The sequence below is a fragment of the Pseudomonas sp. GW821-FHT09C10 genome (genome assembly GCF_059418085.1).
The window spans coordinates 64,401-75,459 of record NZ_JBWKPE010000022.1; the positions used below are offsets into that span (position 1 = coordinate 64,401).

Sequence of the window (11,059 nt, forward strand, 5' to 3'; positions counted from 1 at the left end):
TTGATGAGCCGTCTATTGGCCCCTTGCGCCCTGGCGTTGAGCCTGGCCGCCTGCTCGCCTGCGGGCACTGACAGCCAGGCCGGCAAGACCTTGAACATCGCTTTCTTCGGCGACAACACCACCCTGGTCAGCGTCGACCCGTTCCAGGTCTACTGGCTCGAACACCGGGTGCTGCTGCGCAATATCGCCGAATCCCTCACCGACCAGGACCCGCAGACCGGCAGGATCATTCCCTGGCTGGCGAAAAGCTGGGACGTCAGCGACGACGCGTTGACCTACACCTTCCACCTGCGCGACAACGTCACCTTCAGCAACGGCGAACGCTTCGATGCCAAGGCCGTAAAAACCGCGTTTGACAGCAACAAGGCGCTGGCGACCGAGCTGCCGGCCACCTTCGGCGCGACGTACCTGGCGGGCTTTGATCGCGCGGAAGTAGTCGACGACTTCACCGTCAAGCTGGTGCTCGCCAAACCCAATGCGGGCTTCCTGCAGGCGACCTCCACCACCAACCTGGCGATCCTCGCGCCGGCCTCCTACGCGCTGAGCGTCAAGGAACGCTCACTCGGCAAGATCATCGGTACCGGCCCGTTCGTACTGGCCAGCTATACCCCGGAAGTCGGCGCGCACCTGACCAAGCGCAAGGGTTACGCCTGGGCGTCGGCGAATATGAAAAACCAGGGCGAAGCGCACCTGGAGGCGGTGGACGTCACCTACATCCCCGAGGAAAGCGTGCGTAACGGCCTGTTCCTGCAAGGCAAGGCCGACATCCTGTGGCCCCGCAACCCGTTCTCGGAAGTCGACCTGAAACTGTTCCAATCCAAGGGCGCCACCATCCAGAGCCGCTCGCTGCCGGGGCCGGCGCTGAACTTGTACCCCAACACCCGCGGCGAGCGGGCACTGGCCGACAAGCAAGTACGGCTGGCGGTGCAAAAGGCCATTGACCGCAAGAGCTACGCCAGCACCGTGTACAACGCCGAATTCCCGGTGGTGGACGGTATCTACGACGTCACCACGCCCTACTTCAAAAGCCAGGGCGCCAAGCTGGCCTACGACCCCGCGGGTGCCGAGCGCCTGTTGGACCAGGCCGGCTGGGCCAAGGGCACCGATGGCTACCGGCACAAAGACGGCAAGCGCCTGAGCCTGAGCTACAACATCACCCCGGCGGAAACTGCCGGGGACGTGCTGCTCCAGGACCAGCTGCGCAAGGTCGGTATCGAGGTTAAGCTCAACGTGGTCACTCGCGCCGAATGGGTCGCCAACAACTCGGCCGGTAACTATGACCTGACCAGCACCTACATGACCCGCGCCGATCCGATCATCTTGCAGACCATCCTCGACCCTCGCACCGCCAACAGCTCGACCCTGGCCACCAACCTCTACGCAGCGCCGACCCTGGAAAAAGCCAAGGGCCTGTTCGATGCCGGCATCACCGCCACCCAAAGCGCTCAAAGGGCGACAGCCTACGGCGACCTGCAGGACCTGCTGATCGACGAAGGCTCGGCGTTCCCGGTGTACGAGCGCGTGTGGCAGGCCGCGACGTCGCCCAAGGTGAAAAACTTCCGCTGGACCGCCGAAGGCTTCGCCTTGCTGGGTGACATCGAGGTCGGCACGCCATGAGCCGCTACCTGATCGGCCGGGTCGGCCAGGCGCTGCTGGTGCTATGGGGGGCCTATAGCATCACTTACTTCATCCTCTATCTGCTGCCGGGCGATACCTTGTCGATCATGCTCAGCGCGTCCGGCATGGAAGCCGACGCCCTGTCGGTGGAAGACCTGGCCAAGGCGCGCGTCTACTACGGCTTGGACAAAGGCCTGTTCGAGCAATATATCGACCTGCTGCTGGGGGCATTGCACGGGGACTTCGGGCAGTCGCTGTCACTCAATCGCCCGGTGGCCGAGTTACTCGCCGAACGCCTGCCCCAGACGCTGTCCCTGGCCGGCCTGGCGATTGTGCTGTCGCTGCTCGGTGGTATCGGCCTGGCTTACCTCACCGCGTATATCCGCTGGCAACCGTTGAAAAAGGCACTCGCGCGCTTGCCGTCCCTGGGCTTTTCGGTGCCGGTGTTCTGGATGGGCCTGCTGTTGATCCAGGTGTTTGCGTTTGGCCTGGGTTGGTTTCCCGCCACCGGCAGCCGTGGGGTTGAAAGCCTGGTGCTGCCGGCGGTCACCCTGGCGATTCCCAGCGCAGCGGTGTACGCCCAGGTGCTGCAACGCAGCTTCCAGGGCGTGTGGAAAGAGGCCTATATCGTCACCGCCTACGCCAAGGGCTTGAGCCGGAGCCAGGTGCAGGCGCGCCACGGGTTCAGGAACGCCGCGCTGCCGATCCTCACCCTGATCGGCCTGCAGGTGGGTAACACCGTGTCCGGCGCGGTGCTGGTGGAAACCATCTTCGCTCGCTCCGGCATCGGCCGCCTGGCCCAGGAAGCGGTGCTGCGCCAGGACATTCCGGTGGTGCTGGCCATCGTCGCGGTCTCGGCGGCGGCATTTGTCCTGGTGAACCTGCTGGTGGACCTGCTTTACCCCTGGCTCGACCCGCGCATCTCCCACACGCCCAAGGTGTCCTAGACCATGACGACGCTTACCCGGAAACTGATCCGCAGCGAAACACTCTGGCGCCGCCGCAGCCCCTTACAACGCGCAACGGCGACACTCCTGCCATTGCTGCGCCGCCCAGGGTTCAGCCTGGCGGTGCTGGTGGTGCTGTTCTCGCTGGTCGCGGCCGTGACGCCGCAGTTGCTGAGCAGCTTCGACCCTTACGCCACCGCGCCCGCCGCCAAACTCAGCGCCCCCAACCTGACCCACTGGTTCGGCACCGATGAGCTGGGCCGCGACCTGTTTACCCGCGTGGTCTACGGCGCCAGCCTGTCAGTGCTGGCCGCCTCCCTGGCGGTCGGCATCGCCCTGGTGGGCGGGTTGGGGCTGGGCATTTTGTCCGGGTTTGCCGGTGGGCGTATCGATGCGCTGATCATGCGCTTTGTCGATGTGCTGCTGGCCCTGCCCGGCCTGCTGCTGGCCCTGGCGATTGTTACGGCCATCGGCTTCGGTACGGTGCCGGTGGCGATTGCCGTGGGCATCGGCATCATTCCGGGTTTTGCCCGCACCACCCGCGCCGAAGTGCTACGGGTGAAAACCCTGCCCTATGTCGAAGCCGCACGCCTGGGCGGTGCCAGCTGGGGCCGTACGTTGTTGCGGCACATCCTGCCCAACGCCTGGGGCCCGGTGGCAGTGTTGGCCACCCTGGACTTCGGCGCGGCGATCCTTGCCACCGCCGGCCTGAGTTTTCTCGGTTTCGGCGCAGCACCACCGGCGGCGGAATGGGGCACGTTGATTGCCAACGGCCGACACTTCCTGATCACAGCACCGTGGGTGTCCTTGCTGCCCGGCCTGTTCCTGGTGGCCGTGGTGTTCAGCCTCAACCATATCGCCCGCACGTTCGAGGAGATCCAGCGATGAATACCCAACCGCGTTTAATCGATGTGCGCCAACTGAGTGTCGACTACCGTTCCGGCGGCCAGCTCAATCCGGCGGTGCGTAACCTGTCGTTTTCACTCGCCCAGGGCGAGACCGTGGCGATTGTCGGCGAGTCCGGCTCGGGCAAATCCACCCTGGCCAACGCGATCCTCGGCCTGCTGCCCGAGAATGCGCAGATCAGGACCGGTGAGCTGTGGGTGGATGGCCACCACCTGACCCAAGCCGGCGAACGCCAGAAACGCAAGCTGCGTGGGCGCACCATCGGCCTGGTGCCCCAGGACCCGATGGTCAGCCTCAACCCCACGCTGCGCATCGGCCAGCAGATCGCCGAGGCGCTGATACTCGCCAAGGGCAAACGCTACCCCGGCGTCGATGCCGACATTGTCGAGCTGCTGCAACAGGTGGGCATCGACAACCCGGTATTGCGCGCGCGCCAGTACCCCCATGAACTCTCCGGCGGCATGCGCCAGCGCGTGCTGATCGCCATCGCCCTGGCCGGCAACCCACGCCTGATCATCGCCGACGAACCCACCAGCGCCCTCGACGTGACCGTGCAGCGCAAGATCCTTGACCACTTGCAGCGCCTGGTCAGTGAACGCGGCATTTCCCTGCTGATCATCACCCATGACCTGGGCGTGGCGCTCGACCGTGCCGACCGCATCCTGGTGATGCAACAGGGTGAAGTGGTAGAGCAAGGTCCGCCACGGCAGATACTCGCGCACCCCAGCCATGACTACACCCGCGCGCTGATCGCCGCCGCACCCGCCTTCGCCAGGCGGCGTGAACCGTTGCTCAACCTCGACCTGGGACGTGAGCCGATCCTGAGCCTGCACAATGTCGGCAAGACGTTTGCCCTGCCCAAGGTCAAGGGCGAAGCCTCGACCTTCGTGGCCCTGGAGGACCTGAGCCTGGAGGTGTATCCCGGCCAGACCCTGGCCATCGTCGGCGAGTCCGGCTCGGGCAAGAGCACCGCGCTGCGTATCGCCCTGGGCCTGGAGAAGCCGACCCAGGGCCGGGTGCGGTTCGAGCAGCAAGACGTCACCGACCTGAGCTGGCGCGACTTCCGCCCGTTGCGCCAACGCCTGCAACTGGTGCAACAAAACCCCTTCGCGGCGCTGGACCCGCGCTTCACGGTGTTCGACAGCATCGTGGAGCCACTGGTGTCGTTTGGCTTGCTCAAGGGCGCCGCCCTGGAACAGGCGGCGCGGACGTTGATCAGCCGCGTGCACCTGCCGGCGAGTTTTCTCGATCGTCTGCCCCGTGAACTGTCGGGCGGCCAGTGCCAACGGGTCGCCATCGCCAGGGCCCTGGCGTTGAAACCCGACCTGCTGTTGCTGGATGAACCGGTCAGCGCCCTCGACGTGTCGGTGCAGGCGCGCATTCTTGACCTGCTGGAAGAGCTGCAACGGGAAATGGGCATCGCCTATGTGCTGGTGTCCCACGACTTGTCGGTGGTGGCCAACTTCGCCCATGAGGTGCTGGTGCTGCGCAATGGCCGCGTGATTGAACAGGGCTCGGTGGAACGCATCTTCAACCAGCCGGCCAGCGACTACACCCGCGAACTGATTGCGGCCATCCCTGGCCGTCACGTCACGGCAAGCGCCGCCTCAGCCTGATTGCGTCCCGCAGCCCCAGGAAGGAAGCAATTGATAACACTCTTGTGTGGAATCAAACGTCACCACTGCTCACTCAGGCTACGAGCCCGGTCGATCGAGCCAGAGCCGGGCGCCCATGTTTGAGTAAGGCCGGGAGATAAACCTTAATGACCCTATCAGCAACCGGTGCACGCCAGGATATCGAAACCCGACTGCCGCTTCTTCTGGGGGGCGCCACGCTTCTCCCATCAGCCGAAGACAGAGCTGCGACACCCACGCCTGACGAAGCCTCTGACGAAACACCCGCAGCCAAGGGCGACAAGGACCTTGCGCTGGTTTTCGCCAAGGCCCTGCATGACATTGCGAAGACCGGGCCTTCATTTGACGGCACCGACAAGCTCGACAACATCCCGCCTGAATCGACCTTCGGACAGTGGTGGACACACCTGCACAAGCTGCTTAAAAATCCACAGTTCGTGGATTGGGCACGACACAAAAATATCGATCTGTCCAAGCCTCTATCGCTCAGTTCCTTCGGCCACCTCACCGCAACGGTCAGTGGTCGACGCCAAACCTTGAGGGCTGCGGACAAGGACCCGTCATGGGAGATGGTCGTTGCGCCATTGCTGCGTGCGACAGGCATCGTGGCGGCGGGTAAGAACCCCGTGGAAGTCACGCCGGGCAGCCCCTCATCCGCGCCTTTTGAAGTCGTGGCGAATTTTTATGGCGAAGACGGAAATACAAGCGCCGCGCGAGCCGATGAGTTGCAGCGGACCCAGGCTTTCAGAAAAAACGCCGCCAACGTTCCAGAAAGTGAAGGTGCGACAGCCGTCATTCTGGACGAACTCAGCAACGAAAAAACCGCCTTGGGAGATCTTCAGGATATCAACGAATTGTCAGGGAAGCTGACGCAACTGTTGCGCAGCGGATCTCGTCAAATCGAAGCCGCGTTGAAGAGCACGACCATGACTGTGGATCCAGACTCGTCATACGGCCAACTGAGCGAGTTGGGTCACTCGACATCGCCTACACTCGAGCAGTTTATTCTGGCCAATAACTGGATCTTGCCGAAGACAGCCGAAGAACTCGAAAACTTCAGAAATGTTATCAACAGCCTCCCGCTGCCTGCGTCTACGCTTGGCAATCTGGGTGGCGCCCTGTCCTGGCCAGTGCCGCTGGAGCAATACGAGCAAAAATCGGTTTACAGTCACTTCGGCTACAACCTGAAGCTGCCAGGCCTGATCAACGATGGGACATCACGGCCGGACCCAAAGGGGGCGTTGGGTTACCTGGTAAAAAATATGCAATTTTCGGCCAGCGAATTGCGCGACCCTCTTAAGGTCATCGAGAAAATAGTCAATACGCCCAAGGCCCGTGAACTCGAATCGGCCCTGCAAGAAAAGATGGGCGAACAATGGCAAACCAGTTCGCCCCATGATTGGGTCTTGACCGCCATCACGACAACCCTGGACCAGGAGAGCATGTTTCGTCCGCAACTCAATCATGTGGCGGGATATAACCTGGCAGACGATCGTTTCAATGGAAAACCGCTTGAAACGATCAAACAGGGACTCGTCGACCACCTTATAAAGCTCAAGCGGGTATCGGCAGAAATGGCCCCAGTTGCCGCGCACCTGCTGCTGGCACGTGCAGCGCCGGAACTGCTGGTAAAAGACATTCCCAATAAGGTGACTTATGGGTCGGCCGCATGGGTGGCATTGAAGGCGGCGGTAGCGCGCATCGAAGCCTACAGCCCGGGCGTCACGGCGCAGATGACCTTTGCTCAGGTATCTGCACAGGATGCCAAGGACCCGATTTCCTCTTCGGGCCAGGCGATTCAGAATTCGACATCGCGCTTGGCGTTGATCGAGTGGGGGAAATTGCACGGTACGCTCGTGCCCCGAGAAAACGACGACTATTCACAAGCGGAAATTGACCAGACCCAAAAAGCGTTTCAGGACAAAACAACGGCGTTGCAAACCGCCCTCGAACACCTTGCCGCCAAGGTACCGACCCAGCGAGATGTTGCATTGGAGGAGCTCAAGAAAAAGTTCGGCGCCGAACGCCCTTACAACCTTCCTTGCTTCAGGGATAACAGCCCGATAGGACGTGGCAACGGAAATCTTTCCAGTTCGACGCAACCGAAATTCTCGCTCTTGGATTTTTACCTTTCCAACCCTGAGTTAAATGGATTCTCCAATTGGGTATCCGATGACCCCCGATTCCCCTCCTCCATGATCGCTCAACTGTCGAGCCTGCCCGACCCTAAGGCCAAGCAGGAACAAGCGTTTAACACCTACAAAAAGCAGTTCACTGATGCACATGCCACTGTTGTAAAGAACCAGATCGCCAGCCTTCCCTCGGAGGACCGGAAAGACCTCGAGTTCGGAAAAATACGCGTCTTTATTGAGGGCGAAGTCAGGAAGTCGGAGAGTTCCTATCCTGGCGGGACAATAAAAGATCAAGATCGCGTCCCAAGGCAAGCAAAGGACAAGCGCGCACTTATTTTCCAGACCGAACGTGACGGCAATAAGGAGTTTTATGAAATATCCTCGCAGAAGGGGCAAATAACCAAGCGCGAAGACCTGAAAAAGAAGTTCAAGGAAGGCCTGCAAGGCGAGTGGCGCAAAATCCCCAGTCAAGTTGGTGAGGCCTGGAAAAACACAGCAATTTATGAAAAAACGCCTTCACGGGAGCAGGCCGTCAAACAAGCAGCCAGTCTGTTGCCTGTCACCACGCCGGACTCGTTCACCAGCGCACGTAGTAACTATATCGGCGATCTGGTTGCCATCCATTGCCAACCTGCATCCGACTTCAATGAATTGTTTGAATTGACCAAGGCAATCACTACATTCGATGAAGAGAAAGCCAAGGAAGCTGTTATTTCCAATATCATCCTGGGCCTGATACCGGGCGCGTCCTCGGTCAGGCACATTATCAACGGCGACCTGCTGGCAGCACTTGGCGACCTGGTTGCTGACGGTGTCACTTACCTGACAGGTGCAGCCTTCTCCAAAGGCGCAGGGGCGGCCCGCGCGGCCGGGCGGGCCAGGGCAACAGGCGCGGCGAGCCGGGCGTTTGGCCGTGGTGTGCTGCGCAAAGCGCCGGGCGTGCCTGCCAGTCATGTGCCCGCTGCGGCGGGCGCAAAATTTCCAAACGTCCGACAGTTGCAACAAAGTGGAATGAACAATGCGCAGTTCAGGGAGTTCGTCAAAAGAGCGGATATCGCTGAGGGCAGTTATCAAGTGGGCGCGAGCAGTGAGCGGATCAAAACGACCGCCATACTTGATGAAAAAACAGGCGATTGGTTTCATTATGATGCAGCCAAAGACCGCGCTTACGGTCAAAAGATTAATAACTTTTCAGTACAAGCACCCAGTCCGGTTTCAACCAACTCTTCCGCACCTTCGTCGCCGCCAAATAGGATTGATCAAAGCCTTGGGGCTGACAACCGTCTTAAGGTGAACCCCATGAAAGACCTTAGAATGATCGCCAACGAAATACACACTTATGTTGATGAGTACAAAAAACTTGACCGCCTTAATATCGTTGCCCATGGACGCCCTCGTGGTTTCGTTGACAAAGTATTGGCGCGCGGCACCGAAGTCGTTATTGACAACAAGCTTTACTCTGCCAAAGAACTAATTTCTTTATTGCAGGCCAAGGGTGTGAATCCGTCTAACTACAACAACATCAGACTATTGATTTGCTACTCCGGCGAGGGCGGAAGTCATTCCTTTGGCCGACTGCTCCAGCAAGAGATCCGGCGACCGGTCAAGGCTTTTGAGGGTGAAGTGACTATGGAGTACGGATCTACCGTTATGACCAAAAAGCGAAACGCGGTAATGCAGACGGCACGAGAGGTGTATCCTAATGCCAGTACTGCACTCATCGAGCAAACAGCAGAAAAGCTATTGCAAAATCAATTTATCGGCAAGATAACACCACAAATCAAAAGAAATCACGGTAAAACCATGAGCATTAACATAGCTGCACTAGGACAGCCAGCCCATTACGCCAATAGAGTTATTACTTATAAGCCGGTGCATTTCCACTGAAGTCATTAGTTCACTCAGCCGAACAATCACGCGCCACAATGCCCTTCTCCTGTGCATACGCAGCCGACTTGGCTTCGATCAACGGGCGCAAGGTGGCGCGGTCGGCCTGCAGCCAGTCGGTCACCAGCACCCACTTTTGCCCATCCCATTGCTGCACCCGGGCGGAACCGCCACCTTCGTGGTCGGCGCAGGACAGCTTCAACGGTGCCAGCAGACCTTCGAACCCCATGGCCTTGAGGCGCGCGGCGTCGATGTCCAGGTGCTCGAACGCCCAGCGGGTTTCCTCGCCGTTCAGCGCGCGGTTGCCGAATTTGGCCTGGCCGGTGCGCAGCGCTTCGACGGCAATCGCGGCGTTGATCAGGCCGATGTTGTAGTAGACCTTGCCGAAGTAGCTAGGGTCCTTGAGGTTGCTCTTGCCGGGATCGAGGATGAACTGCCTGAGCTTTTTATGGATCTCGAAGATGTCGCCACCGGGGAACGGCGCCAGCGCCTGGTAGCCTTTGGCGGCGGTGCCGGCGGGGATTACGTCGGCTTCGGAGCCGGCCCACACATCACCGATCAGACGGTCCACGGGGATGCCAACGCGCACGGCAGTCTTGATGCCGACGGGGGTGGACACGCCCCAGGTGCGCAGGAACACCCAGTCCGGGTTGATCTGCCGCACCTGGCGCCACTGGGTCGACTGCTCGTTGCCGGGGTCGGCCACGGGGATCTGGATGTTCTCGAACCCGTACTTTTGCGCCAGCAATTGCATGGCCGCCTGGGTTTCGCGGCCGTAGGCGGAGTCGTGATAGACGGTGACGATCTTCTTGCCCTTGAGCTTGTCCAGGCCGCCTTCACGCTGGGCGATGTAGTTGATGCCCACCGACGCCTGGCCGTAGTAGTTGAGCAACAGCGGGAACGCGTAGGGGAACACGCGGCCATCGGTGGATTCGGTACGCCCGCCGGCGCCGTCGATCAACGGGATGTGGTCAATGGCGGCACGGTCCATCAGCGCGTAGGAGGCCGGTGTGCTGTGGGTGAAGAAGAACCCGGTGGGTGCGCCGTCCAGGCCGGTTTTGTAGCGTTCATAGCATTCGATGATGCGATCGGTCTTCCACTCGGTCTCGCATTCCTGCCAGACCAGCTTGACGCCGTTCACGCCGCCTTCGACTTCGTTGATGTAGCGGAAGTAATCAATCTCCCCCGCCCACCACGGAATGCCGCTGGACGCATAGGCGCCGACCCGGTAGGTGGCCAGCGGGATGAACTGTTGATCATTGGCGGCCTGGGCAACCGGCCCGGCCAAGGCGCCGAGTGCCAGCAGGCTGGCGATGACTGTGCGTTGCAGGACGTTGTGCATGGGTGTGGTTTCTTATGAAAGGTGAGGTTTCCCTCCCGTTGTCGGGTCAGCGCCAATCGGGTCACAACACAATTCATGCCAAGCCTGGAAGCCCTCAAATGCGAGGGTTGGCGCTGTACCGGCCACCCTTCACGACCAGGAGAATCGAACACTTTATTGAACCGCTGTTGCGCCACCAACACTGCGCTCGGTCGTCAGGGTTGACCTGCAACTGAAAAACCTCACCAACCGCTACTACGGGTACGCCTGGTATGGCCCGGACGGCGCCAAAGCGTCGCTGCACTCACCGGGTGGCGGGTACACCGGGCCTGGGCGAGGTGCCGAGTGGTGAGGGTGGTTGCTTCCGTGGCGGCCTTCGGGCCGACCATGTCGTTGGTTTTGATCGAGTACATATCCGTTGCTGCGGTAACGGCTGCTTAGGGTTCCGCTCTTACAGCGGGTCACTTTTGGAAAAGAGCCCCAAAAGTAATCAAAAGGGCTCTTGCCCCAACACTCGGCACCTCGCCTAGGCTCGGTGTGCCCTCACTCCGGCTTGAATCCGTGGGCCGCCGTCATGGGCCATCCTTGGCCCAGGACGGCTAACCCGGCGTCCTG

6 protein-coding genes are annotated in these 11,059 nt (G+C 60.5%); 5 read left to right on the forward strand and 1 reads right to left on the reverse strand.

Going from position 1 to position 11,059, the window contains the following annotated elements:
• Nucleotides 1-3 precede the first annotated feature (3 nt).
• The 5 genes from AC07OT_RS29745 to AC07OT_RS29765 all read left to right on the forward strand — a co-directional run bounded on the left by AC07OT_RS29745 (nucleotide 4) and on the right by AC07OT_RS29765 (nucleotide 9,123).
• Nucleotides 4-1,617 (forward strand): ABC transporter substrate-binding protein, encoded by a 1,614-nt coding sequence (locus AC07OT_RS29745; RefSeq protein WP_495109768.1) that lies wholly within the window; start codon nucleotides 4-6, stop codon nucleotides 1,615-1,617.
• A complete protein-coding gene (locus AC07OT_RS29750; RefSeq protein ID WP_495109762.1) occupies nucleotides 1,614-2,564 on the forward strand; it encodes an ABC transporter permease in 951 nt (316 codons plus the stop codon). Before AC07OT_RS29745 ends, AC07OT_RS29750 begins: the two co-directional genes overlap by 4 nt.
• A 3-nt stretch (nucleotides 2,565-2,567) precedes the next feature.
• Complete coding sequence (locus AC07OT_RS29755; RefSeq protein WP_141606339.1) at nucleotides 2,568-3,452, forward strand: ABC transporter permease; 885 nt, start codon at nucleotides 2,568-2,570, stop codon at nucleotides 3,450-3,452.
• Nucleotides 3,449-5,086 carry a dipeptide ABC transporter ATP-binding protein gene (locus AC07OT_RS29760; RefSeq protein ID WP_495109763.1) on the forward strand — a complete coding sequence of 546 codons (1,638 nt, stop codon included), beginning with the start codon at nucleotides 3,449-3,451 and terminating at the stop codon, nucleotides 5,084-5,086. The genes AC07OT_RS29755 and AC07OT_RS29760 overlap by 4 nt, the downstream gene beginning before the upstream one ends.
• Before the next feature lie 146 nt (nucleotides 5,087-5,232).
• A complete protein-coding gene (locus tag AC07OT_RS29765; RefSeq protein ID WP_495109764.1) occupies nucleotides 5,233-9,123 on the forward strand; it encodes a hypothetical protein in 3,891 nt (1,296 codons plus the stop codon).
• Between the two features lie 10 nt (nucleotides 9,124-9,133).
• Here AC07OT_RS29765 and AC07OT_RS29770 read toward each other — a convergent pair whose 3' ends face one another.
• Nucleotides 9,134-10,465, reverse strand: coding sequence for an ABC transporter substrate-binding protein (locus AC07OT_RS29770; RefSeq protein WP_495109765.1), 1,332 nt, complete (start codon nucleotides 10,463-10,465; stop codon nucleotides 9,134-9,136).
• Between the last annotated feature and the right edge of the window lie 594 nt (nucleotides 10,466-11,059).

Excerpts from the sequence above, each read along its gene's own strand:
- AC07OT_RS29755 (WP_141606339.1), top strand. The coding sequence starts at position 2,568 with ATGACGACGCTTACCCGGAAACTGATCCGCAGCGAAACACTCTGGCGC.
- AC07OT_RS29760 (WP_495109763.1), top strand. The coding sequence starts at position 3,449 with ATGAATACCCAACCGCGTTTAATCGATGTGCGCCAACTGAGTGTCGAC.
- AC07OT_RS29750 (WP_495109762.1), top strand. The coding sequence starts at position 1,614 with ATGAGCCGCTACCTGATCGGCCGGGTCGGCCAGGCGCTGCTGGTGCTA.
- AC07OT_RS29745 (WP_495109768.1), top strand. The coding sequence starts at position 4 with ATGAGCCGTCTATTGGCCCCTTGCGCCCTGGCGTTGAGCCTGGCCGCC.
- AC07OT_RS29765 (WP_495109764.1), top strand. The coding sequence starts at position 5,233 with ATGACCCTATCAGCAACCGGTGCACGCCAGGATATCGAAACCCGACTG.
- AC07OT_RS29770 (WP_495109765.1), bottom strand. The coding sequence starts at position 10,465 with ATGCACAACGTCCTGCAACGCACAGTCATCGCCAGCCTGCTGGCACTC.